The organism is Streptomyces sp. AP-93 (assembly GCF_022808175.1).
In the GTDB taxonomy this organism is placed as follows: domain Bacteria; phylum Actinomycetota; class Actinomycetes; order Streptomycetales; family Streptomycetaceae; genus Streptomyces.
On the sequence record NZ_JALGBX010000018.1, the window covers coordinates 94491 to 118694 of the forward strand.

18 protein-coding genes and 1 riboswitch are annotated in these 24204 nt (G+C 74.1%); of the genes, 10 read left to right on the plus strand and 8 right to left on the minus strand.

What is annotated here, in order from left to right; genetic code table 11:
- Window positions 1-187: 187 nt before the first annotated feature.
- Window positions 188-925, minus strand: coding sequence for a type I 3-dehydroquinate dehydratase (gene aroD / locus MTF69_RS27265; protein WP_243338776.1), 738 nt, complete (start codon window positions 923-925; stop codon window positions 188-190).
- 223 nt (window positions 926-1148) lie between these two features.
- Between aroD and MTF69_RS27270 the strand changes: the two genes are divergently transcribed.
- On the plus strand, window positions 1149-1367 hold the full coding sequence (locus tag MTF69_RS27270) for a hypothetical protein (protein WP_243338778.1): 219 nt from the start codon (window positions 1149-1151) through the stop codon (window positions 1365-1367).
- Between the two features lie 21 nt (window positions 1368-1388).
- Here MTF69_RS27270 and MTF69_RS27275 read toward each other — a convergent pair whose 3' ends face one another.
- Both MTF69_RS27275 and cobN read right to left on the minus strand, forming a co-directional pair.
- Complete coding sequence (locus tag MTF69_RS27275; RefSeq protein WP_243338779.1) at window positions 1389-1862, minus strand: hemerythrin domain-containing protein; 474 nt, start codon at window positions 1860-1862, stop codon at window positions 1389-1391.
- A 30-nt stretch (window positions 1863-1892) separates the two neighbouring features.
- Window positions 1893-5510: a cobaltochelatase subunit CobN gene (cobN, locus tag MTF69_RS27280; protein WP_243338781.1), complete on the minus strand. Its 3618-nt coding sequence runs from the start codon at window positions 5508-5510 to the stop codon at window positions 1893-1895.
- A gap of 53 nt (window positions 5511-5563) precedes the next feature.
- Window positions 5564-5645: riboswitch (cobalamin riboswitch) on the minus strand.
- Window positions 5646-5934: 289 nt separating this feature from the next.
- On the opposite strand from cobN, the gene MTF69_RS27285 reads away from it, so the two are divergent.
- Genes MTF69_RS27285 through MTF69_RS27295 form a run of 3 tightly spaced genes read left to right on the plus strand, consistent with a single transcriptional unit; the run spans window position 5935 to window position 9472 of the window.
- Entirely contained in the window at window positions 5935-7344 is a 1410-nt protein-coding gene (locus MTF69_RS27285) for a cobalamin biosynthesis protein CobG (protein ID WP_243338783.1), read from the plus strand.
- Window positions 7341-7988 carry a precorrin-8X methylmutase gene (locus tag MTF69_RS27290; RefSeq protein WP_243338785.1) on the plus strand — a complete coding sequence of 216 codons (648 nt, stop codon included), beginning with the start codon at window positions 7341-7343 and terminating at the stop codon, window positions 7986-7988. The genes MTF69_RS27285 and MTF69_RS27290 overlap by 4 nt, the downstream gene beginning before the upstream one ends.
- Entirely contained in the window at window positions 7985-9472 is a 1488-nt protein-coding gene (locus MTF69_RS27295; RefSeq protein ID WP_243338787.1) for a precorrin-2 C(20)-methyltransferase, read from the plus strand. Before MTF69_RS27290 ends, MTF69_RS27295 begins: the two co-directional genes overlap by 4 nt.
- Window positions 9473-9553: 81 nt before the next feature.
- Here MTF69_RS27295 and MTF69_RS27300 read toward each other — a convergent pair whose 3' ends face one another.
- From MTF69_RS27300 to cbiE, 4 genes are all read right to left on the minus strand, one after another.
- A complete protein-coding gene (locus tag MTF69_RS27300) occupies window positions 9554-9910 on the minus strand; it encodes a hypothetical protein (RefSeq protein WP_243338789.1) in 357 nt (118 codons plus the stop codon).
- 178 nt (window positions 9911-10088) lie between these two features.
- Window positions 10089-10850 carry a cobalt-precorrin-6A reductase gene (locus tag MTF69_RS27305; RefSeq protein WP_243338792.1) on the minus strand — a complete coding sequence of 254 codons (762 nt, stop codon included), beginning with the start codon at window positions 10848-10850 and terminating at the stop codon, window positions 10089-10091.
- The gene (cobM, locus tag MTF69_RS27310) at window positions 10840-11589 is read right to left on the minus strand and encodes a precorrin-4 C(11)-methyltransferase (RefSeq protein ID WP_243338795.1); all 750 of its coding nucleotides are present in this window, start codon (window positions 11587-11589) and stop codon (window positions 10840-10842) included. Before cobM ends, MTF69_RS27305 begins: the two co-directional genes overlap by 11 nt.
- Complete coding sequence (cbiE, locus tag MTF69_RS27315; RefSeq protein ID WP_243338796.1) at window positions 11586-12854, minus strand: precorrin-6y C5,15-methyltransferase (decarboxylating) subunit CbiE; 1269 nt, start codon at window positions 12852-12854, stop codon at window positions 11586-11588. The genes cobM and cbiE overlap by 4 nt, the downstream gene beginning before the upstream one ends.
- A 469-nt stretch (window positions 12855-13323) precedes the next feature.
- Between cbiE and MTF69_RS27320 the strand changes: the two genes are divergently transcribed.
- The 4 genes from MTF69_RS27320 to MTF69_RS27335 all read left to right on the plus strand — a co-directional run bounded on the left by MTF69_RS27320 (window position 13324) and on the right by MTF69_RS27335 (window position 18009).
- Window positions 13324-14283: an oxidoreductase gene (locus tag MTF69_RS27320; RefSeq protein WP_243338799.1), complete on the plus strand. Its 960-nt coding sequence runs from the start codon at window positions 13324-13326 to the stop codon at window positions 14281-14283.
- Window positions 14284-14380: 97 nt separating this feature from the next.
- Window positions 14381-15982, plus strand: coding sequence for a triacylglycerol lipase (locus MTF69_RS27325; RefSeq protein WP_243338801.1), 1602 nt, complete (start codon window positions 14381-14383; stop codon window positions 15980-15982).
- A gap of 168 nt (window positions 15983-16150) precedes the next feature.
- On the plus strand, window positions 16151-17611 hold the full coding sequence (locus MTF69_RS27330) for an NAD(P)/FAD-dependent oxidoreductase (protein WP_243338803.1): 1461 nt from the start codon (window positions 16151-16153) through the stop codon (window positions 17609-17611).
- Between the two features lie 20 nt (window positions 17612-17631).
- Window positions 17632-18009 (plus strand): VOC family protein, encoded by a 378-nt coding sequence (locus MTF69_RS27335; RefSeq protein WP_243338804.1) that lies wholly within the window; start codon window positions 17632-17634, stop codon window positions 18007-18009.
- A 78-nt stretch (window positions 18010-18087) separates the two neighbouring features.
- On the opposite strand, the gene MTF69_RS27340 is transcribed toward MTF69_RS27335, so the two are convergent.
- A complete protein-coding gene (locus MTF69_RS27340) occupies window positions 18088-20412 on the minus strand; it encodes an immune inhibitor A domain-containing protein (protein ID WP_243338805.1) in 2325 nt (774 codons plus the stop codon).
- A 257-nt stretch (window positions 20413-20669) separates the two neighbouring features.
- On the opposite strand from MTF69_RS27340, the gene MTF69_RS27345 reads away from it, so the two are divergent.
- Entirely contained in the window at window positions 20670-21965 is a 1296-nt protein-coding gene (locus tag MTF69_RS27345; RefSeq protein WP_243338806.1) for a hypothetical protein, read from the plus strand.
- Window positions 21962-24127: a caspase family protein gene (locus MTF69_RS27350; RefSeq protein ID WP_243338807.1), complete on the plus strand. Its 2166-nt coding sequence runs from the start codon at window positions 21962-21964 to the stop codon at window positions 24125-24127. The genes MTF69_RS27345 and MTF69_RS27350 overlap by 4 nt, the downstream gene beginning before the upstream one ends.
- The last annotated feature ends 77 nt before the right edge of the window (window positions 24128-24204 follow it).

Consider the following 24204-nt stretch of genomic DNA (forward strand, 5'->3'; position numbering starts at 1 on the left):
TCCTCACGAGATCAGCAGGGCACTACCCGTGTTGCCGGTGGGATAAGGGGGAGTTCACTTCATCAGGTGACGCGCGGGTCGTTCTGTGGCGGATGGGGCCGGGGACCGGTAGTGAGGCTGCCGTGGCGGCCGGGAAGGGGGTCCCCCTCCCCGGCCCGGGGCTGGGTTCCCCTCTCCGGCCCGGGGCTCAGGCCCCGGCGGACTTCCGCTCGTCGAACGCCGGGTAGAACTTGCGCAGCAGGCCGAAGGTCTCGGGGAAGTCGAGCTGGCCGGGGGCGGAGCTGGCGCCGAAGAAGGAGTACGTGATCCGCGAGCCGAGGGCGGGGAAGAAGACGCGCGAGACCGCTCCGGCCCCGCCCATGGCGATGACGATCAGCCGGGTGTCCTCGGCTCCGGCGCGCAGCAGCAGCGAGGCCAGCCGCCGGACGTCGTCCTCGGACCGGGCCATGGTGGACACCTTCACCACATCGGCGCCGGCGCTCTTCGCGTCGTCGATGACGGCCTGGAGTTCCTCGGTGGCCGGGGTGAATTCGAAATTGTGATAGGAGACGAGCGCCACCGTGTCGTGCCGGTGGGCGGCCTCGATCACCTCGGACAGGATTTCCCCGGAGGAGAGTTCGATGTCCACGGCCTGGACCTGAGGGGCGAGCGCGCGGAACAGTTCGAGGCGCTGCGCCTCGGTGCCCTTCCAGTCGCCGCCTTCGTGGGCGGACCGGATGGTGGCCAGGACGGGCAGTGCCTTGAACGCGTCCACCTGCGCCAGGACGTGGGCCGTGTCGGTCGCCGCGTACCGGTCGACGCGCAGTTCGGCCACGTCGACGCCGGCGCTCTTCGCGGCGTGTGCGCGCGGCTCGGTCTCGCTGTCGTCGAAGCTGACGGCCACCAGCGGAATCCCGCCGTCGAGAAGCGCCCGCAGTGAATTCATTTCTTGGTCACAGCCTTTTCGATTCCGATATCCGACGCGACGTACAGGGTGAACGGGGCGGATTATACGTGGAATCGGTAAGGGTGAGGGGGGACGCCCGCCCCTTGGCCGGAAGGGTGCCCGGCGCGCCCGAGGCGCTGGTGTCGCACCCCGACATGCTTGTCCGATTGTTCTAGGTTTGCCCCATCAGTTCATACTTTCGAGTTCCGGGAGAGAGAGACTCATGGCGATCGACCTCGACAAGGTGCTGGACAAGGCGTGGGCAGACAAGCCGCTCGCGGAGGTGCTCGCGGCGCCGGTGGCCGCGCTCAAGGGAGTCACCGACAAGGACGGCGAGCTGCTCCTCGAAGCGTTCGGGGTGAAGACCGTCGCCGATTTCGGCCAGCTGAAGTACGCGCGCTGGGCCCAGGCGCTGGTGGCGCTGAACCAGACCACGAAGTAGGCGCGGCCGCCGGGTGCCCGGCTACCCGGCGGGCCTCAGGTCCCCGTCGGGATGGGCCGCGCGCCAGGCCTTGATGGACAGGTCCCAGTCGTCGCCCGTCAGGGCGGTGAGGGACGCGGGGAAGAGGCCGTCCTCCTCTTTCGCGATGTGGTGGTGGAGCTCCTCCACCGCCCGGCGCAGCGCCGCCGTGTCCGCCGGGTCCGCCAGGTCGGCGCCGGCGAGGAACGCCGCCAGTTCGCGGTGCTCCCCGACCAGCGCCGCGATGTACGGGGCGTACTCCGGGTCCTGCTCCATGACGGTGAACAGGCCGTCCTCCTCGCCCTTCCAGTGGGCGAGCAGGACGGCCGTCATCTCCGCGACCAGGACACGCGCCCTCGGGAGGTCCCCCGCGTCCAGGGCGCGCAGGGCGTCGCCCGCGGCGTTCGTCACCGCCTCGTGCTCGGCGATGAACTCCTTGATCAGGGGGATCTCGCGGCAGCCGCAGTAGTGGCACATGCGGCTCAGTCTGATCCAGCCGGTGCCCGGTTAGTCGCTTTCGCCCTCGAGGTTGCCCTCCGTGTCCAGGTACACCTGGCGCAGCGCCTCCAGGACCTGCGGGTCCGGCTTCTCCCACATCCCGCGGGACTCGGCCTCCAGCAGCCGCTCCGCGATCCCGTGCAGGGCCCAGGGGTTGGCCTCCTCCAGGAAGGCGCGGTTCTCCGGGTCCAGGACGTACGTCTCGGTCAGCTTGTCGTACATCCAATCGGCCACCACCCCGGTCGTGGCGTCGTAGCCGAAGAGGTAGTCGACCGTGGCCGCGAGCTCGAAGGCTCCCTTGTAACCGTGGCGGCGCATCGCCTCGATCCACTTCGGGTTCACGACGCGGGCACGGAAGACCCGGGAGGTCTCCTCGACCAGCGTGCGCGTCTTGACCGTCTCGGGCCGGGTCGAGTCCCCGATGTACGCCTCGGGGGCCGTCCCGCGCAGGGCGCGGACGGTGGCCACCATGCCGCCGTGGTACTGGAAGTAGTCGTCGGAGTCGGCGATGTCGTGCTCACGGGTGTCGGTGTTCTTCGCCGCGACCGTGATCCGCTTGTAGGCGGTCTCCATCTCCTCGCGCGCCGCGCGCCCTTCCAGGCCCCGGCCGTACGCGTACCCGCCCCACACCGTGTAGACCTCCGCCAGGTCGGCGTCGGTGCGCCAGTCGCGGGAGTCGATCAGCTGCAGGATGCCCGCGCCGTACGTACCGGGGCGCGAGCCGAAGATGCGGGTGGTGGCCCGCCGCTCGTCCCCGTGCACGGCCAGGTCCGCCTGCGCGTGGGCCCGTACGAAGTTGTCCTCCGCGGGCTCCTCCAGCGAGGCCGCCAGCCGTACCGCGTCGTCCAGCAGGCCGATGACGTGCGGGAACGCGTCGCGGAAGAAGCCCGAGATGCGCAGGGTCACATCGATGCGCGGCCGGCCGAGCTCCGCGAGCGGGATCGGCTCCAGGCCGGTGACGCGGCGCGAGGCCTCGTCCCAGACTGGGCGGACACCGAGCAGCGCCATGGCCTCGGCCACGTCGTCGCCCGAGGTGCGCATCGCGCTCGTGCCCCACAGGGACAGGCCGACGGAGGCGGGCCATTCGCCGTTGTCCGTGCGGTAGCGGGTCAGCAGGGAGTCGGCCAGGGCCTGGCCGGTCTCCCACGCGAGGCGCGAGGGGACGGCCTTCGGATCCACCGAGTAGAAGTTGCGGCCGGTCGGCAGCACGTTGACCAGACCGCGCAGCGGGGAGCCGGAGGGGCCCGCCGGGACGAAGGCGCCGTCCAGGGCGCTCACCACGTGGGCGATCTCGTCGGTGGTGCCTGCCAGCCGCGGGACGACCTCGCGGGCCGCGAAGTCCAGTACGGCCGCCACGTCCGCCGAGTGCCCGGCGGCGACCGAAGCCACCGCCTCCGGAGCCCAGTTCGCGTCCTCCATCGCCTGGACCAGCGCGCGGGCCGTCTCCTCCGCCTCGTCGGCGGTGGTGCGGGTGGCCGCGGACTCGTCGAGGCCGAGCGCCTCGCGCAGACCCGGCAGGGCCGTCGTACCGCCCCAGATCTGGCGGGCGCGCAGGATGGCGAGGACCAGGTTGACGCGGGCGTCGCCGGTCGGGGCGCCGCCCAGGACGTGCAGGCCGTCGCGGATCTGGGCGTCCTTGATCTCGCACAGCCAGCCGTCGACGTGGAGGAGGAAGTCGTCGAAGCCGTCGTCGTCGGGGCGCTGCTCCAGACCCAGGTCGTGGTCCAGCTTCGCGGCCTGGATCAGGGTCCAGATCTGGGCGCGGATGGCCGGCAGCTTCGCCGGGTCCATCGCGGAGATCTGGGCGTACTCGTCGAGGTGCTGCTCCAGGCGCGCGATGTCGCCGTACGACTCCGCACGCGCCATCGGCGGCACCAGGTGGTCGACCAGCGTGGCGTGCACGCGGCGCTTGGCCTGGGTGCCCTCGCCCGGGTCGTTGACCAGGAACGGGTAGATGAGGGGCAGGTCGCCGAGCGCGGCGTCGGGGGCGCAGGCCGCCGACAGGCCGGCGTTCTTGCCCGGCAGCCACTCCAGGTTGCCGTGCTTGCCCAGGTGGATCATCGCGTCGGCGCCGAAACCGCCGTCCTCGGCGCGGGCCTGGATCCAGCGGTACGCGGCCAGGTAGTGGTGCGAGGGCGGCAGGTCCGGGTCGTGGTAGATCGCGATCGGGTTCTCGCCGAAGCCGCGCGGCGGCTGGATGAGGATGAGGAGGTTGGCGCGGCGCAGTGCCGCCAGCACGATGTCGCCCTCGGGGTTGGCCGAGCGGTCCACGAACATGTTGCCCGGGGCCTCGCCCCAGTGCCGCTCGACGCTTTCGCGCAGCTCGGCCGGGAGCTCGGCGAACCAGCGCTTGTAGTCGGCCGCCGGGATGCGGACCGGGTTGCGGGCGAGCTGCTCCTCGGTGAGCCAGTCCTGGTCGTGGCCGCCGGCCTCGATCAGCGCGCGGATCAGCTCGTCGCCGTCACCGGAGACCAGGCCCGGGACGTCCTCGACGGGGCCGAAGTCGTACCCGCCCGCGATGAGCGTGCGCAGCAGCTCCACGGCGCTGGCCGGGGTGTCCAGGCCGACCGCGTTGCCGATGCGGGAGTGCTTGGTGGGGTACGCGGAGAGGACCAGGGCGATCTTCTTGTCGCGGCGCTCGATGTGGCGCAGGCGCGCGTGGCGCACGGCGATGCCGGCCACGCGGGCGGCCCGCTCGGCGTCGGCGACATAGGCGGGCAGGCCGTCCTCGTCCAGCTCCTTGAAGGAGAACGGGACGGTGATCAGGCGGCCGTCGAACTCCGGGACGGCGACCTGGGTGGCGGCGTCGAGGGGGGACAGGCCCTCGTCGTTCGCCTCCCAGGCGGACCGGGAGCCGGTCAGGCACAGGGCCTGCAGGATCGGCACGCCGAGGGCGGCGAGGGCGCCGGCGTCCCAGGACTCGTCGTCACCGCCGGCGGAGGCGGTGGCGGGCTTGGTGCCGCCGGCCGCGAGGACCGTGGTGACGATCGCGTCGGCGGACGCGAGCTGCTCGATCAGCTCCGGCTCCGGGGAGCGGAGGGAGGAGACGTAGAGGGGGAGCGCCTGGGCGCCGTGGGCCTCGATCGCCTCGGAGAGGGTGTGCACGAAGGCGGTGTTGCCGCTCATCTGGTGCGCGCGGTAGTAGAGCACCGCGATCCGGGGGCCCTCCGTGCGCTGCGGGGTGCGCTCCAGCGGGCCCCACGTGGGGGAGGCCGCCGGGGGCTCGAAACCGTGGCCGGTCAGCAGCACGGTGTCGGAGAGGAAGCGGGCGAGCTGGTCCAGGTTGGCCGGGCCGCCGTGGGCGAGGTAGCCGTGCGCCTCGGCGGCGATGCCGATCGGGACGGTGGAGGCTTCCATCAGCTGGGCGTCGGGGGCCTGTTCGCCGGTCAGGACGACCACCGGGCGGGTCTGGCCGGGGGCCAGGAGCAGGTCGAGGCCGTCCTGCCAGGCACGCAGGCCGCCGAGGAGGCGTACGACGACCAGGGTCACGCCGTCGAGGAGACCGGGGAGGTCGTCGAGGGGAAGGCGGGAGGGGTTGGCGAACCGGTACGGGACGGGAGCGTCCCCGGCGTTCGCTGCGCGGGCGCTGAGCAGATCGGTGTCGGACGTCGACAGCAGCAGGATCATGCGGCGGCAGGCCTTCCTCGGGGTTTCCGCGCCCCGGGCAGTGAGGACGGCGGGAGTTCCTGACTCATCCGGTGCGGCCGGGGCCGCGCGGATTCACAGTGGCGGGACCGCGCCGGATTCGCACCGGGCTTCCTCCCATGTCGCCGTCCTCGGCGATGGCGGGCCTGTTGGCCGCCTTGGACTCATCTTAGGGGGCTGGTGAGTGGGGGTCTTGGGGCGGGTCCGGGGGCGGGTCCGGGGGCGTGGGCGTGGGCGTGGTCGGGTGCGGCGCCGCTGCCGGGGCTCTGCCCCGGGCCCCGCGCCTCAAACGCCGGCGGGGCTGGATTCGGCGGGGCCGGGAGAGACCGGGGGGCCGGACGGTGGCCGGTTCGGGGTGGTGATCGACACAGGGGGTGGGCGCAGAATCGTGGGTATGCTCGCCGCCATGCCCACGCCCCCCTCCGCCACAGCGCGGGACGAACCCGTCATACGGGATCGCGGCGACGCCTGCCCCGGCGCGCTGCGCCTGCATGCCGCCGACGACGGGTACCTGGCGCGGGTCCGGATCCCGGGGGGTCTGCTGACCGCCCGGCAGGCCTCGGTACTGGCGCTCGCCGCCGACCGGTTCGGGGACGGCCACCTGGAACTCACCTCGCGCGGGAACGTGCAACTGCGCGGGCTCGCCGAAGGCTGCGGCGGGGGGCTGGCGGAGCTGCTGGACGGGGCCGGACTGCTGCCCGCGCCGGGCCACGAGCGCGTACGGAACATCGTGGCGACCCCGCTGTCGGGGATCCTGAGCCCCGAGCGGCCCCATGTGACCCCCTGGGTCGGGGAATTGGACCGGCTGCTGTGCGCGAGCACCCGAGCGGCGGCCCTGTCCGGACGGTTCCTGTTCGCCATCGACGACGGGCGCGGTGACGTCGCCGCGCTCGACCCCGATGTCACCGTGCTCGGCGGACCGCGGGGCCGGGCACTGGTCCGGCTCGGCGCGGCCCCGGACGCCGTGGAGGTGGATGCTCCCGACGCGCCCCGGGCCGCGCTGCTCGCTGCCGAGTACTTCCTCGACTCCGCGGACGCCGCCGGCACCCGCGCCTGGCGGGTGTCCGAACTCCCCGCCGTACACGCCCTGGAGGCCGCGGAGCTCGCGGCACGGCTCGGGGCGGCCGGCATCGCGGCGGACCTCGTTCCCGAGGTGGCCTGGCCGTACGCCCCGCCGCCCAAGCCGTGGGGCGCCGGCACCGGTGACCGCACGCCGCTGTGCGTACTGCCCCCGCTCGGCCGGCTCACCGCGGACCAGTGGCGGCTCCTGGTGCGCGTCGCGGGCGGCGGCGAGGGAGCCGAGGACGCCGACGGAGGCACCGGCGCCGACGGCGGCACCGGCACCGGCACCGGCGCCGATGGCGGCGACGGCGAGCTGCGGATCACCCCCTGGCGGAGCATCGTCCTGCCCCGCGCGAGCACCCGGCGGCCCGTCGACGGCTACGCCCAGCTCGTGGCCGCCGGCCTGTCCGTCGCACCCGACGGCCCCTGGGAGTCCGTCACCGCATGTACCGGGCGGCCGGGCTGCGCCAAGGCGCTGTCCGACGTACGCGCCGACGCGCGGGCCGTCGTGGACGCGGACGGTGCGGGCGTCGCGGACGGTGAGGCGCCGGCCGGGCCCGGCGGCGCGCCCGTGCACTGGTCCGGGTGCGAGCGCCGGTGCGGGCATCCGCGCGGCGCCGCCTGGGTCGACCTCGTCGCCACCCCCGGCGGGTACCGCCTCGACGGTCGCCCGGTGCCGTCCCACGAACTTGCCCAGGCCGTCGCCGACGCGCGCAGCCAACCCCGAGTGTCCGAAGACGCAGTGAAGAAATGAGCGAGTACACCGTGTTCGAGTACGAGAAGGACGGCGCCGAGATCTACCGCCAGTCCTTTGCCACGATCCGCGCCGAGGCGGACCTTTCCGGGCTGCCCGCCTCGGTCGCCCAGGTCGCGGTGCGCATGATTCACGCCTGCGGGATGACCGACCTGACCCGGGACCTGGGCTACTCGCCCGAGGTCGTCCTGCGGGCGCGCGCCGCCCTGGAGGCCGGCGCGCCGATCCTGTGCGACGTGCAGATGGTCGCCAGCGGGGTCACCCGCAAGCGGCTGCCCGCCGACAACCAGGTGATCTGCACCCTCTCCGACCCGGCCGTGCCGGAGCTCGCCGCGAAGATGGGCACGACGCGCAGCGCCGCCGCCCTCGAAGTCTGGCGGGACCGGGGCCTGTTGGAGGGATCGGTGATCGCCGTCGGGAACGCGCCGACCGCGCTCTTCCGGCTGCTGGAGATGATCGAGGAGGGCGCCCCGCGCCCCGCCGCGGTCATCGGGGTCCCCGTCGGGTTCATCGGCGCCGCCGAGTCCAAGGACGCCCTCGCCGAACACCCCTCCGCCCTCGACCACTTGATCGTCCGGGGCCGGCGCGGAGGCAGCGCCATGGCCGCCGCCGCCGTCAACGCCATCGCGAGCGTGGCCGAATGAGCACCGGACGGCTTTACGGAGTGGGGCTCGGGCCCGGCGACCCCTCGCTGATGACGCTGCGCGCCGTCGAGGTGATCGCGGAGGCCGACGTGGTCGCGTACCACTCCGCCCGCCACGGCCGCTCGATCGCCCGCTCCATCGCCGCGAAGCACCTGCGCACCGACCACATCGAGGAGCCGCTGGTCTACCCGGTCACCACCGAGACCACCGACCACCCCGGCGGCTACCAGGGTGCGATGGAGGAGTTCTACGAGGCCTCCGCCGCCCGGCTCGCCGTCCACCTGGACGCCGGCCGCACCGTCGCCGTGCTCGCGGAGGGCGACCCGCTCTTCTACAGCTCGTACATGCACATGCACAAGCGGCTCTCCGGCCGGTACGAGACCGAGGTGATCCCCGGGGTGACCTCGGTGAGCGCCGCCGCCGCACGGCTCGGCACCCCGCTCGTCGAGGGCGAGGAGGTGCTGACGATCCTGCCCGGCACCCTCTCCGAGGAGGAGCTCACGGCCCGCCTCGCCGCCACCGACTCGGCGGTCGTGATGAAGCTCGGCCGCACCTTCCCCGCCATCCGGCGGGCCATGGAGAACAGCGGCCGGCTCGCCGAGGCGCGCTACGTGGAGCGCGCCACGATGGCGGGGGAGCGGACCGGCGTCCTGGCCGACACCGACCCCGAATCCGTCCCCTACTTCGCCGTCGCCGTGGTGCCCAGCCGGATCGGGAACCCGGGCAGCGTGCCGTCCGGCCCCGGCGAGGTCGCCGTCGTCGGCACCGGACCGGCCGGGCCGCTGTGGCTCACCGCCGAGACCCGGCGGGTGCTGGCCGACGCCGAAGTGCTGGTCGGCTACACGACGTACCTGGACCGGGTGCCGGTCAAGCCGGGCCAGATCCGGCACGGCTCCGACAACAAGGTCGAGTCGGAGCGAGCCGAGTTCGCGCTCGACCTCGCCCGGCGCGGCAAGCGGGTGGCCGTGGTCTCCGGCGGTGACCCCGGGGTCTTCGCCATGGCCACCGCCGTCCTGGAGGTCGCGGGGCAGCCCGAGTACAAGGACGTGCCCGTACGGGTGCTGCCCGGGGTGACGGCCGCCAACGCGGCGGCCGCCGCGGCCGGAGCCCCGCTCGGCCACGACTACGCCACCATCTCCCTCTCGGACCGGCTCAAGCCCTGGGAGGTCATCGCGGAGCGACTGCGCGCGGCCGCCGCGGCGGATCTCGTACTGGCCCTGTACAACCCGGGCTCGCGCAGCCGGAACTGGCAGGTGGCCCAGGCCCGCGAACTGCTCCTGGAGCTGCGCGCACCGCAGACCCCGGTGGTCGTGGCGCGCGACGTGGGCGGGCCGGAGCAGTCGGTCCGGATCGTCACGCTGGCCGAACTGGAGCCGTCCGAGGTGGACATGCGGACGATCCTGCTGATCGGCTCCTCGCAGACCCAGGTGACCGTGCGGCCCGACGGGTCGAGGGTGACGTGGACTCCGCGCCGGTACGGTTGACGCCTGCCGGGCGGCGAACAGGTGTGAGCCCCGGGGCGGTTGGCCGCCCCGGGGCTCACCGGGTTCAGGGGGCTCCGCGCGCTAGCCGGTCTTGACTTCGAAGCGTACGGAGCGGACGAGGAGGTCGTCGCGCGCCGGGTTTCCGTGCGCCCGCAGCCTCCACTCGGGGCCCTCGCAGTTGGCACCCGCGTAGACGACCACGGCGGAGTCAGTGTCGTTGTGCGGGCCGTAGCCGGGCTGCTCGTCGTCGTCGGCGACGGCGTAGAGGTTGACGCACTTGCCGCTGTGCGGGTCGTGCAGGGTGACGTGCTGCTCCTGCCCGTATCCGTCGACGTACTTGTAGTGGAAATAGCCTTCGGCGGCGAGGGCCGAGCCGGGCAGCGACAGGACCAGGGCGAAGGCCGCCAGGCCAGCGGCAGCGGTGGTGCGGAGCTTCATGAGGGAGTGGATCCCTTTCCGTGGGGGCGGGTCGGGCAGTGCGGGCACGACCCTAGAAGGGCTCCGAACGGCGAATCGATCCTCCGCGATCCCTCGGCGTGGCGAGCTCGGCGCTGCCGGACCCGGAATCCGGGCGGCAGCCCGCAGCCCGCAGCCCGCAGCTCTCACCTCTCGGCTCTCAGCCGGACAGCCAGGTCCGGACTTCGTCCACCGAGCCGGTCTGCGGGACGCCCCGCGGTACCGGCGGGCGGCGGACCAGGAGGACCGGGATGCCGGCCTCGCGGGCGGCGTCAAGTTTGGGGGCGGTGGCGGAGCCGCCGCTGTCCTTGCTCACCAGGAGGTCGATGCGGTGCCCGGCGAGGAGTTCTCGCTCGTCGGCCAGTGTGAACGGGCCGCGGGCCAGCAGGACTTCGAGGCGAGGCGGGGTCGGGGCGTCCGGGGGGTCCACCGAACGCACCAGGAACCAGGGCTCGGTGAGGTGCGCGAAGCTGTGCAGGCCCATCCGGCCGGTGGTCAGGAAGGCGCGGGTGCCGAGCGCGGGGAGCAGCGCGGCCGCCTCGGTGAGGGAGTCCGCGAAGTGCCAGTCGTCGCCGGGGCCCGGGGTCCAGCCGGGGCGGCGCAGCGCGAGGAGCGGTACGCCCGAAAGGGCCGCGGCCCCGGCCGCGTTGAAGCTCATCCGCTCCGCGAAGGGGTGCGTGGCGTCGACCAGGTGCGTGACCCCGTGGGCCGAGATCCAGGCCGCCAGGCCGTCGGGACCGCCGAAGCCGCCGATCCGGGTCTCGCCCGGCGGAAGTACCGGCGACGCGACCCGGCCGGCCAGCGAGGTGGTCACCCGGGGAGAGTCCGGGGCGGCGGCCAGGGCCTCCGCGAGGCGGCGCGCCTCCGTGGTGCCGCCGAGGATCAGGACGTGCGGACCCGGGCCGGCCGGATCAGCAGACATGCCGGTCGCGCTCGGCGGAGTACAGGTGACTGTCGCGGAACTGCTCGGCGCCCAGGGTGCGGCCCACCAGGATGACGGCCGTGCGGACCAGCCCGGCCTCCTTCACCTGGGCGGCGATGTCGGCCAGCGTCCCGCGCAGGATCAGCTCGTCGGGGCGGCTGGCCATCGCGACCACCGCCGCCGGGCACTCGGCCCCGTAGTGCGGCAGGAGTTCGTCCACGACCCGGTCCACGTAGCGGGTGGCCAGGTGCAGCACCAGGAGCGCCCCGCTGCGGCCCAGCGTGGCGAGGTCCTCGCCGGGCGGCATCGGCGTGGCCTGCTGGGAGATCCGGGTCAGGATCACGGTCTGGCCGACGGTGGGGACGGTCAGCTCCCGCTTCAGCGCGGCGGCCGCCGCGGCGAAGGCGGGGACGCCGGGGACGACCTCGTAGGGGATGCCGGCCGCGTCGAGCCGGCGCATCTGCTCCGCAACGGCGCTGAAGACGGAGGGGTCGCCGGAGTGGAGCCGGGCCACGTCCTGGCCGGCCGCGTGGGCGCGTACGCACTCGGCGATGATCTCGTCCAGATTCAGCTGTGCGGTGTCGATCAGGCGGGCGTCCGGCGGGCATTCGGCGAGGAGTTCGCGGGGGACCAGGCTGCCCGCGTACAGGCAGACGGGGGCGGCGGCCAGCGTCCGGGCGCCGCGCACCGTGATCAGGTCGGCGGCGCCGGGGCCCGCACCGATGAAGTACACGGTCATATCGTCTGATCCACCAATTCGGGTTCGGGATGGGGCTTCGTAACGGACCACTGGGTGACCGGCATCGCCTGGCGCCAGCCCGTGAAACCGCCGACCGGTACGGCGTGCGCGACGGCCAGTTTCACCAGCTCGCCGCCGTGGCGCCGGTAGCGGTCGGTGAGGACCGCCTCCGACTCCAGGGTGACCGTGTTCACCACGAGCCGGCCGCCGGGGGCCAGTGCCTCCCAGGCCGCGTCGAGCAGGCCCGGCGCGGTCAGGCCGCCGCCGATGAACACCGCGTCGGGGGCGGGCAGCCCGGCGAGCGCGTCGGGCGCGGAGCCGGTGACCACGCGCAGGGCGGGCACGCCGAGGGCGGCCGCGTTACGGGTGATCCGCGCGGCCCGCTCCGTCACCCGCTCCACGGTCACCGCCCGGCAGGAGGGGTGCGTGCGCATCCACTCGATGCCGATGGAGCCGGAGCCGCCGCCGATGTCCCACAGCAGTTCGCCGGGGGCGGGGGCGAGGGCGCACAGGGTGGCGGCGCGGACGTGGCGCTTGGTGAGCTGGCCGTCGTGCTCGTAGGCGGCGTCGGGCAGGCCGGGGGTCGCGCCGAGCCGGGGGGCTTCGGCGCGGGGGTCGCGGCGGCAGTCGACGGCGACCACGTTCAGGGGGTCGCCGGGCGGGTGCTGCCAGGTCTGGGCGAGACCCTCGTACGTGTCCTCGCGCTCGGAGCCGAGCTGTTCCAGGACGCGCATCCGGCTGGGGCCGAAGCCCCGCTCTCGAAGCAGAGCGGCGATCTCGTTTGCGGTCAGTGCTCCGGCACTCAGCACCAGGACCCGGCGGCCCTCGTACAGCGCGGCCGCGAGCCGGGCCACCGGGCGGCCGACCACGGTGACCACCTCGGTGTCCTCCACCGGCCAGCCGAGGCGGGCGCAGGCGTAGGAGACGGAGGAGGGGTGCGGCAGGACGTGCAGGGCGCCGGGGCCGAGCTCCTCGGACAGCGCGCGGCCGATCCCGTAGAACATCGGGTCGCCGCTGGCCAGCACCGCGATGCGGCGGCCCGCGTGCTCGGCCATCAGCTTCGGCACGGCCGGGCGCAGCGGGCTGGGCCACGCCACCCGGGCGCCGCCGCATTCCCCGAGGGGGATCAGGTCCAGCTGCCGTGGCCCGCCGATCAGCACCTCGGCCCCGGCCAGCGCGGCCCGGGCGGGGGCGGTCAGCCCGTCCCAGCCGTCGGCGCCGAGGCCGACGACCGACACGGGTACGGGGGGCGGTGCGGAGCTCACTGGGTGGACCTCGGGGTACGGGAAGCGGGTGGACCCGCAGCCTACTGGGCCCGCCCCGGGCCCCCGGCGGGCGGGCCCCGAGCCGGGTCCGGCCCCTGGCGCGGGGCTGGTCCCCTACCCGCCCTTCGCCCGTTCCCCGGGCTCCGCCCGGACCCGTTGCCGGGTGCGGCGCCGTTCCCGGGGGCCAGCCCCCGGACCCCCGCTCCTCAAACGCCGGAGGGGCTGGATGTGGCCGGTGCGGGCTGGATGGCGCGGAGCGCCATTTCAGCCTCGCCGGCGTTTGAGGCGCGGGGTCGGGGCGGAGCCCCGGGGAACGGGCGAAGGGCGGGTAGGGGAAATCCGCCCCGCGCAGCGGCGGCGCGCACCCGAGCGCGGGCCCGGATTGAGGGGCCGTGTTACGGGCGCGGCGCCGGGAGTAGGGTGCGGGGGCCGGTGGGCCGTGGGGGCCGCCGGGACGGGAGGAGCTGCCATGGCGGGCTGGAAGGCCACCCGGATGCCGGACCAGAGCGGGCGTGCCGCCGTCGTCACCGGAGGCAACAGCGGGATCGGCTACGCCGCCGCCCGGGAGCTCGCACGCCGCGGCGCCTCGGTGGTGCTGGCCTGCCGGAGCGCGGCGCGGGGGCGGGCCGCCGAGGTCGCGTTGCGGGGTGAAGTACCCGGCGCGGAAGTGGAGTTCATGGAGCTGGACCTCGCCGATCTGGCCTCCGTGCGGGAGTTCGCGGCCGCGTACGGGCGGCGGCGGAGCGGGGCTCTTGATCTGCTCGTCAACAACGCCGGCGTGATGGCGCTGCCCTACGGCCGGACCGCCGACGGGTTCGAGACGCAGTTCGGGGTCAACCACCTCGGCCACTTCGCCCTCACCGGGCTGTTGCTGCCCCGGCTCCTCGACGCCCCGCCCGGAGCCCGGATCGTGAACCTCTCCAGCAGCTTCCACGCCCTCGGGGACGTGGCGCACGATGACCTGAACAGCGAGCGGGACTACCGGCGTTGGATCGCGTACGGCCGTTCCAAGAGCGCGAACCTGCTCTTCACCCACGAGCTCGCCCGCCGCCTGGCGGCCGCCGGTTCCGAGGTCGTCGCGGCCGCCGCCCACCCCGGCTACGCCGCCACCAACCTGCACGTCGGGGCGACCCCGCAGGCGGGGGCCACGCTCACCTCGCGGTTCGCCGCGGCCGCCACCGCCGTCGGACATGAGATCGGCACCACCGTCATCGCGCAGTCCGCTGCCGCCGGCGCGCTGCCCACCCTGTTCGCGGCCACGGCGCCCGGCGTCGGGCCCGACGAGTTCATCGGGCCGCGGCTCGGCTGGCGCGGCGCTCCCGTCCGTTCCCGGCGGGCGAAATGGACCCTGGACGACAAGTCCGGCGAACGGCTCTGGGGCGCCTCCGAAAAGCTCACCGGAGTCTCGTACACGTCCCTATCGCGCTGAATCCCCGGGGGCTAGCTTGCTACTCGCCAGTCACTTCAGGCTGCCGAGTCCGAGCTCGAGTCCGAGTTGCGTCACGTCGCATTCCCCTGGGAGAGCCATGCGCAGATCCGCCCTGCCCGTGCCCCTGTTGTTCCCGATGCTCGTCGCCCTCGCCGCGGCCCTCGCCGCGGCGCTCGTCGCCACCCTGCTCACCGCCCCGACGGCTCGGGCCGTGGAGGCGGCGGAGGCCGCCGCCCGTGCGGAGCGGCGTACGCCGGTCGTCCTCGTCCACGGATTCGGGGACACCGCGGCCTCCCTCGACGGGCTGGAGGACCACCTGCACGCCCAGGGGTGGCTATCCAGCGACCTCGCCGAATTCGGTTACGACTGGGCCGCCACCAACGACTCCAACGCCGCCCGCTTCGGCGCCTTCCTCACCGAACGGTTCGGCAGCCGCCCCGTCGATGTGGTCGCCCACAGCATGGGCTCGCTGCTGACGCGCAAGTACCTCAAGGACGGCGGGAGTTCCCGGGTCCGCTCCTGGGTTTCGCTCGGCGGACCCAACCACGGGGCGGGGGACGCCGCGCCCTGCGGCCCCTTCGCCACCTTCTGCGACATCCATGCGGCCTCGCTCGCCGACATGACCCCCGGCAGCCCCTTCCTGGCCTCCCTCAACGCGGGCGACGAAACCCCGGGCGCCACCCGCTACACCACCTTCAGCTCCACCTGCGACCAGCAGATCCCACCCGGCGACAGCCGCGCCCCGCGCTCCACCGCACTGGCCGGAGCCGTGAACCACGTCCTGCCGGTGGGCGACAGCGGCTGCCCCTCGCACTACGGACTGCTCGGCAACGAGTGGGTCCGCCGGCAGATCGTCGCCGAGTTCTCCAAGGACCCGGTGAGTCAAGTCGACCTGAAGGCCGGTCCGTTCCGGATCACGGTCGACTCGGCGCGGTTCACCTCCAGCGGCGAGAGCGGACCCGAGCTCTACGACGGGCTCACCCTGACCACCGACGGGACCGCCCGCTCCCTCTGGCACCGCGACCGGTCCGGCGCCACCGCCTTCCCCGACCACGACCCGTGGTTCGGGCTCGATGATTCCGTCAGGAGTCAGGTCTTCAGCGGCCGGGCGACCGTCACCGCCCACCTCGTCGACGCCGACTACAGCGCCGGGAACAACGACGACGTGATGGCCGCAGGCCGCGTCCACTGGGACCCGGCGCTCGGCTTCGGCCGGTTCACCGCCAAGATGGCCGGTGTGGACGGCGGCGAGGCCTCCGTCACCTACACCGTGACCCCGGTGCAGGGCGTCCCCGCCTGCCGGGTGCGCGTGGACCAGGCGGAGCTGACCTACTTCGACGACGGCACGACCCGGCCCGCGCTCTACGGCGACATCGCGGTCCGGACCGGTGACGGTGCGCGCACCGCCGTGTGGTCGCGCTCCGGCTCGGACCCGTCGACCTTCCCCAACCAGGGCAACCGCACCAACCCCGACCCGTACTTCTACCAGCGCGTCGGCTCGGGGACCACGTACGGGCCCGGCCCGTTCGAGATCGGCGTCTTCCTCTGGGACTACGACGCCTCCTCGGCCGACGACCTGGTCGCCCGGGGCACGGTGGCCTGGGATCCGTACACCGATCAGCCGGGGACCCGCACCAGCGAGTTCCGCGGGGACGACGGAGGGCACGTGAAGGTCACCTGGACCGCCCTCTGCCCCTGATCCGGGCGGAGGTCCGGGCGGAGGTGCGGACGGGGGTCCGGGCGGAGGTCCGGACGGGGGTCCGGACGGGGGCGCGCCCCGGTATGAGCCCGTCCGCCCCCGTCGAGCCTCCGGGCGCCCCGTCCGGGCCCTGACCTGGGAGCCCCGCCCGCCGTCACACTCGGCGGCATGGACGACGACACGACGGACAACCACCCACGCACCACCGGACCGCATGCCGAGGACCATGCCGAGGAGCACGCCGGGGACCATGCCGTGGTCCTCGGCGCGGGCATGGCCGGGCTGCTGGCGGCGCGGGTGCTCGCGATGCGGTTCTCCCGGGTCACGGTGATCGAGCGGGACGAACTACCCGACGGCGAGCCGGTGTTCCGGCCGGGGCTACCTCAGACCCGGCACACGCACGTCCTGTGGGCGCGGGGCCTGGACCTGATCGAGCTGATGCTGCCGGGCATCACCGGCAAGCTCCTGGCCGCGGGCGCCGTCCTCGCCGACTCGCCGCGCGACTTCCTCTGGCTGAGCCCGGCCGACTGGTTCGGGCCGGTGGCCGGGGCCAGGGTCCTGCTCGCGAGCCGGGAACTGCTCGACTCGGCGGTGCGCCGGGAAGTGCTCCGCAATCCGCGCGTGCGGATCCGGGCCGGCCGGGCGGCCGCCGGACTGGTCGCCGGGCCGGACGGCCGCACGGTGACGGGTGTGGAACTGCGCGACGGCGAGCGGCTGGCCGCACGCCTCGTCGTCGACGCGACCGGCCGCACCTCCAAGGCCCCCGCCTGGCTCGCCGCGCTCGGTCACCCGGCCCCGGAGGTCACCCGGTACGACTCCCATCTCGGGTACTCCAGCCGCTACTTCAAGATCCCGGAGGATCCGGGACGGCGCTGGCAGGGCCTGTACGTCCAGGGCCGTCCGGACCTTCCGCGCGGCGGAGTGCTGATGCCGCTGGACGGGAACCGCTGGCTGGTGACCCTGGTCGGAAACGGCGAACACGCGCCGCCCGTGCGGGAGGAGGAGTTCCTCCCGTTCGCCGGGAGCCTGCGCAGCCCGGCCCTGTACGACGCCATCCGGGACGCGGTCCCGCTGTCCTCGCCCACCGCCTTCCGGAACACGGCGAACGAATGGCGCCACTACGAGCGCCTGGAGCGCTGGCCGGCCGGGTTCGTGGTCCTCGGCGACGCGGCCTGCCGTTTCAACCCCGTGTACGGGCACGGCATGACGGTCGCCGCGCTCGCCGCGGAAGCCCTGGCCAAGGAGATCCGCACCCTGGACCCGGAGCGGATCGCGGCGGCCTCCCGCCGGATCCAGCGCCGGACCCTCGCGGCGGCCGCCGTGCCCTGGCAGATCGCCACCAGCGAGGACATGCGGTACCCGGTGACGGAGGGGCCGCCGCCGGACCGGGCCACCCGGATCCTGCAGCGCTACATGTCCCGGGTGATGGCGGGAGCCAACACCGACCCGGCGATCGCCGCCCGCTTCTTCGGCGTGCTGTCGCTGACCAGCCCGCCGGGCACCCTGCTCGACCCCGTCACGATGCTCCGGGTCCTGTCCAAGCGGCACCTCCCGGCCGGCCCGGAGTCCACCGCCTACCCGGCCCACCACGGTCCGCCGGCGCAGCGGGGCGCGCGCCGGACCGTCTAGGGCGAGTCTAGGATCGGCCCGTGATCGCCGAGATGCAGTGCGTGGTGCTGGACTGTCCCGACCCGGCGGCGCTGGCCGCGTTCTACCAGCGCCTGACCGGCGGTGAGGTCAACCGTCCCGACCGGCGCTGGGCGACCGACGCCACCTGGGCGACCCTGCACCTTCCGGCCGGCCAGGTCCTCGCCTTCCAGTACGCCGAGGACCACCGGCCGCCCCGCTGGCCGGACCCGGCCCGGCCCCAGCAGCTGCACCTGGACTTCGCCGTCGCGGACCTGGACGCGGCCCATGCGGAGGTCCTGGCCTGCGGTGCCACCCTGCTCGACGGGGACCGGGCGGGCGAGGGCTGGCGGGTCTACGCCGATCCGGCCGGGCACCCCTTCTGTCTGGTGCGCCACTGACCCCGGTCCCCGCCGGCCCCGCCTGCCCCCGCCGGCCCCGCCTGCCCCCGCCGGCCCCCGTGCTTCAGCCCGGGAAGGTCACTTCGACGGGCTGAGCTGCACCGTCGTCAGCGCCCCGCCCCCGGCCTCCTTCACCACCGTGAGCCGGGTCCCGGTGTCCGGCACCTTGACGCCGAGCTGCGGCAGCCCCGGGTTCCAGTACGACCCGTGGCGGTCGTCGAAGACCGGTACGCCGCTCCGGGCCGGGATCGTGGTGGGGACGCCCGCCTTGTGCAGGACGATCCGGTCGCTCTTCCCGAGGGAGAAGGGGGCGTCGAACGTCTGGGCGCGCGCGTTCAGCAGCGTGCCGTCCGCGTGGGTCAGCGGCTCGGGGCGCGAGTCGACGGGCAGCAGCATGCCGCCGCCGGGGTGCGCCTTGGTGGTGTTGTCGCTGTACGCCGTGTCCCAGAGCCAGATCAGCACGCCCTGCTGGTACGGGTAGAACTCGACCTTGTCGCCCGTGAAGCCGAAGTTGTACGGCCCCGTCCTCAGCAGGCTGCCGTAGCCGGTGTAGCGGCGGTTCTCCACGAGGTACGCGCGCGGGTGCTGCTCGCTGCCCGTACGGCCCTGCGTGCGCGACCACTTGACCGCAGTCCAGCCGTTCGCGCCCTGCTCCGCCCCGTCGCGCAGCAGCTCCCGGCCGTCGGCGCCCGCGGTGACACGGATGTCGTCGAAGGTGACGCCCTTGCCGTGGGTGTTGCTGTCCGAGGTGACGCGCAGCCTCAACTGGACTGAGGTGCCGGAGAATTGGGTCAGCGGTACCGAGAGCCGCGTCCAGCCCGCCGAGGTACCGGAGATCCCCTTCGCCCCGATCGGCGTGGCCTCCACCGTGCCCGGCAGCGCCGTCCAGCCGGCCCCGCCGTCCGTGGAGGCCTCCACCGTCAGGTAGTCGAAGTCCTGCTCGATGTCGTACCAGACCCGGGCGTCCAGGCGGGCCGCCGTGCCGGCCGCGATTCCCGAGAGGTCGACCGTGCGCGACAGCGTGTTGTCCATGAAGTCGCCCGTACCGCTCCACCACTGGCCGGCGCCCTCGTACGGGTCGACAAGGTCGATGGTGGTCGAAGACGGCGGCAGGTGCACCAACAGGGCCTGCGGATCCTCGGTGTTGTAGCCGGACACCCCGAGCGTCGCCCGTGTCGTGCGACCCGCGTCGGCCTCCGTGTACTGGAGCCAGCCCAGCTGGAGCTTGCTCCAGGGGTCGAGGTCGCCCGGGAACTCGCCCGTGGAATTGCGGCCCTTGCCCAGGTAGGACGCCGAGGACATCAGCGACCAGAAGTTGACGCTGTTGTCCCCGTCCGAGCTGTACAGGTCCGGCAGGCCCAGATCGTGCCCGAACTCGTGCGCGAAGAGGCCCGCGCCGCTGTTCTCCCCGCCGGTCAGGTAGTCCCCGGCCCAGATGCCCGTGTCGCCGACCGGGGTGCCGCCCGCCTTGTTGCCCTCCGGGCCCGCGCTGCCGGCCTGGTTCCAGTAGGCGAACCAGCGGTGCGCCCACACGGCGTCCTTGCCCTGCGTCCCGCCGCCCCAGGTCTGGTCCTTGCCCGCGTGGACGACGACGAGGTGGTCGAGGTAGCCGTCCGGCTCGTCGAAGTTGCCGTCGTGGTCGGCGTCGTAGCGGTCCCACACGTCGTACTCGGCGAGCTGCGCCTTGATCTGCTCGGGCGTACGGCCCTTCGTCCGCTCGGACTTGTACCAGGAGTCGGTGGCGTCCCGGATCATGTCCCAGTTGGTCCGGCACTGGCCGGGCTCGGAGCAGTTGTCGGTGCCGTAACGGGCTTCGTTCCAGGGTAGTTTGACCCAGTCGGTCACCATGCCGTCCATGTCGTACCGGCCGGAGGACTGGAGCCGGTAGTAGGCGCGCAGGGAGGCCGACCGCGGGTCGGTGGAGAAGAACTGCTTCTCGTAGAAGGACCGGTCGAAGTCCTTGCGCCACAGGGTGTGGTTGTCGTCCGCGGCCGGCTTGCCGATGGTGTTGTGCGCCGGGCCCGGGGTGCCGCCGAAGCGCGGCTTGCCCTCGAACTCGGTGGTGTTGTCCACCTGGTCGCCGAACTCGGCGAGGATCACGAAGACCTTGTCCTTGCGCTCCCGGGCCAGTTCGACGTACCGCTTGCCGACCTTGGCCAGGCGCGGCAGCGTGCCGTCGGCCTCGGCGCGCAGGCCGCCGGGACGGCCGGCGGCCACCTCTTCGAGGGCCTGGCGGCGCAGGGCCTGGCGCTGGAGCTCCAGGGGGGCGGGCGGCGGGGCGGCGGCCTGCTGCTGCTCGGCGTGCTGCTGCCCGACGGGCGTCGGCGTGGCGGGCGGGGCCGGGGATGCGGTGGCGGCGAGCGCGGGGGCGGCGAGGAGGGCGAGTGATATCGCCGCTCCCACCGCAGCGAGTCTGCGCAACGTAGCTGACCTTTCTGGAGTTTCCGGTCGGCCGGGTTGGCCGGAGCGCGAGTAATATTTCACATGTGACAGGTGATTGATAGATGTGGGAGGGGTGGGCGTCCGGCGCGGCCGGGCATGTGCCCGGGTGGGGCCGGGCGTTTGCGCCGGCCATCCGAACTCGACGTTCCAAGGGCCCCGTTCGCCGCGCGGCGCTATCGTGCCGAGCGGGGACGACTGTGCGAGGGGGCGGAGCCGCGATGCGATTTCTGTTTGTGCACGGCACGGGGGTGCGGCGCGAGCGGCACGACCTGCTCTTCGCCCTGGTCCGGGACCGGCTGACCGCCCGGTTCCCCGGGGCGAGCGTCGACTCCTGCTTCTGGGGGGAGCGGTACGGGGCCACCCTGAGCGCCCAGGGCCGTTCCGTGCCCGGACTGAGCGCCCCCGGCGCGGCCATGGGACCGGACGACGAGGAGACCGCCGAGTGGGGGCTGCTGGTCGCCGACCCGCTCTGCGAGCTGCGGGTACTGGCGGAAGCCGGCTGGGACACCGGAGCCGACCGCGACCTCGACGGCCACCCGGACGGCCACCCGGACGGCGCCTCCGATGACGACGGCTTCGCGATGCCCGGCGTACAGTCCGCGGGCGACCGCGTACTGGAACTGCTCGCCGAGGTCTCCGAAGTCTCCGGGGTCTCCGGGGTCCCCGAGGGCGGCGAACAGGCCGCGTTACTGCTCGGCACCGGCCTCGCCGCCGGATTCCCCGCCGCCCTGAAGACCGTCTCCCGTTCCGACGAGGCCGCCCGCGCCGGGGCCCGTGCCGCCGGCGAGACGCAGGCCCGGGAGCTGGCCAAGGTCCTGGCCCGCGCGGTGACCGCCGCCGCACTCGCCTCGGCCGGAGCCGAGGCCGACTGCACCGGAGCCGAGCGCGACCGCCTCGTCGAGCTGATCACCACCCGCCTCGGCGGCGACGCCCGGGTCCCCGGCGCCCGCGCCGCCGCCGTCCTCGGCCGGCTCGCGATGCGCGTCACCACCCAACCGCTGCTCAACGCCTGGCGCGGCTCCCTCACCGTCGGGGCCACCCCCGCCCTCGGCGACATCCTGCGCTACCAGGCCCGGGGCGCCGGCCTCCGCGCGTTCCTGCACGAGCGGATCACCGCCGAGCCGGGGCCGACCGTCCTCATCGGACACAGCCTCGGCGGCATCGCCCTGGTGGACCTCCTCGCCCTGGCGGCCGCCCGAGGCGAGCCGGTGCCCGGCGTCGAACTGCTCGTCACCGTCGGCTCGCAGGCACCCTTCCTCCACGAACTCGGCGCGCTGGCCGGGATCGTGCCGGGCGCCAGGCTCCCGTACGCCTTCCCGCGCTGGCTCAACGTCTACGACCGCCAGGACGTGCTGTCCTACCTCGCCGAGCCCGTCTTCCCCGGCGACCCGCGCGTCAGCGACCAGGAGATCGGCAGCCGCCAGCCCTTCCCGGCCTGCCACAGCGCCTACTGGAAACAGGACTCCCTCTACGCACGCATCGAACAGGCGGTGGCCGAAGCGGAGATCGGGTGAACCCCCTCGACCTGCTGCCCCCCGACCTGGGGCCGCGCACCTTCGCGCTCGTCGCCGGGGTCGAGAGCTACGAGGTCAGCCGCCACTGGAACCTGCGCGGCCCGGCCCGAGACGCCCTGCGGTTCGCCCGCTGGCTGACCGGACCGGGAGAGGTGCCGCCGGGCCACGTACGGCTGTTGCTGTCCCCGCTCGATGACCCGGACTCGCTCGACTGGTCGGCCTCCGCCGCTCTGCGGGCCCTGCGCACCACGCACCGCCCGGCGACCGAGGCGAACGTGAAGTCGGTGCTGTTCGACGAACTCCCCGCCTGTGAAGGCGATTTGCTGGTGATCTTCTGGGCCGGGCACGGCTACACGGAACCGCGCCGCGGTGAACTGATGCTGCCTTCCACGGACGCCCGGCCCGGCCAGATCCGCCACCTCAACCTCGACTCCGCGCTGCGCTGGTGGCGCACCAGCCTCGTCAAGCGCGAGCTCTTCCGGTACCAGGCCGCCCTGGTGGACGCATGCCGGGTCGACGCACCCCGCGACGTCCGGTGGAACTTCGGCACCAGCGACTACGGCGGCGGCGCCACCGTCCCGGGGCGGCGCCAGTTCCGGCTGTACGCCTCCCGCGAGGGCGAGGCCGCGAAGAACGACGCCGAGCGCGGCGCGGGCCGCTTCACCGAGGAGCTCCTCGCCGAACTCGGGGAACGCCCGGTGCGCGAGGCCGTCTCCGGTCTCGCCGACACCGCCCGCTCCATTCACCGCACCTTCCTGGGCCTGCGCGAACGCGGCGAGGGCTGGCAGCTCCCGCAGTTCGTCGTGGACCGCGACTGGGACGCCTCCTCCTTCCTCGATGACGATCTGCCCGGGATGGCGCCGCCGCGCACGGGCCGCCTCGACCAGGTCGCCTGGGACGGGCTCGGCGAACTCTTCGAGGACCGCGACCTGCCGCGCTGCGCCCACGAGGCGTACCTGTGGGCGTTCAAGGCGGCCGGCTGCGCGGCCCCCGTCCGGGGCGGCCTGCCCGGCGACACCCTGCTGGAGGTGGTCCAGGACCTCGACGAACGCCACGGCGGACCGGGCGGGATGCCGCTCCCGGTGCCCTTCGTACGGTTCCTCGCGGAACAGGGCGCGCCCGGCGACGGGCCGTGGTCGGCCCGGCTGCGCGACTGGGTGCACGCCACCCGCGAACGCCTCGCCCTGCCCGCGCTGCCGCCCCCGCCCCCGCCGCCGCGCAGGACGGCCCTGCACGTGCGGCTGGAGACGCCGCCGGGCGGGGAGGAGGGGTTCCTCGCCCGGATGTGGCTGCGGCGGGAGACGACCGAGCACATCTGGGAATCGGAGGGGGCGCCGGTACGGCTGGACGCGGTACGGGACGCACTCGTACGGCAACTCGTGGCGACGGCAAAGGTGTTGGGCGCCGACGCGGATGCGGGGCGGCTCTCCGGCGCGGTGGAGCGGATCGAGTTCCACGTGCCGTACGAGCTGCTGGACCTGGACTTCGACCAGTGGCCGGTCCCGCGCGGCCCGGGCGGGCGGACCCGGGCCCTGGGCGTGCTCTACCAGGTGGTGGTGCGCTGCCCGCAGGAGCGCGAGTACACCGGCACCGAATGGCGCGGCAAGTGGCGCTGGCTGTGGGCCCAGGGCGGCCGGCACCCGGAGGCGGTCCGGGTGGTGGCCGACGCGGACGCGGGCGACGGGCTCGGCATGGAACTGGGTGCGGGACCGGCGCCCGCGTGCGTACTGGCGCACACGCGGGCGGGGGCGCGGACGGCGGCGGTGGTGGACGCGGTCCTGGAGGGCGGTGTCCCGGTGGCCCTCTGGCACCGCGGCCCCGCTCCGGCGGGCTCAGACCGGGCCGGGGAGCCGGGGCCGGCGCACGCGGCTCGGGGCGGCTTCGCGTACGCCGCCGGGGGTGCCGGGGGCGCCGGTCCCGGCGGGTCCGCGGGCGACCTGCTCGATCTGCTGGCGCCGGCCGGCGAGGACGGGCGGCCGTCCGACCCCGGCGCACTCGACGTGCTCGCCCTGCCCGCCCGCGTGCGCGCGGTGCGCCGGGCGGCCGCCGTCGCGGGCGCGGGCGCCCCCGGCGGCGACCTCCGACAGCCGTCGGGGGGAGACCGGTTGGTCCTCCTGTGGGACGATCCCGACGACACCCTCACCCTCCGGTCCCTGGCTTGAACCCGCTCCCGATGCCACCGCCGATCCCGAACCCCATCCGGACCTCGGACGCCGGACCCCGGACCCCATCCCGGCCC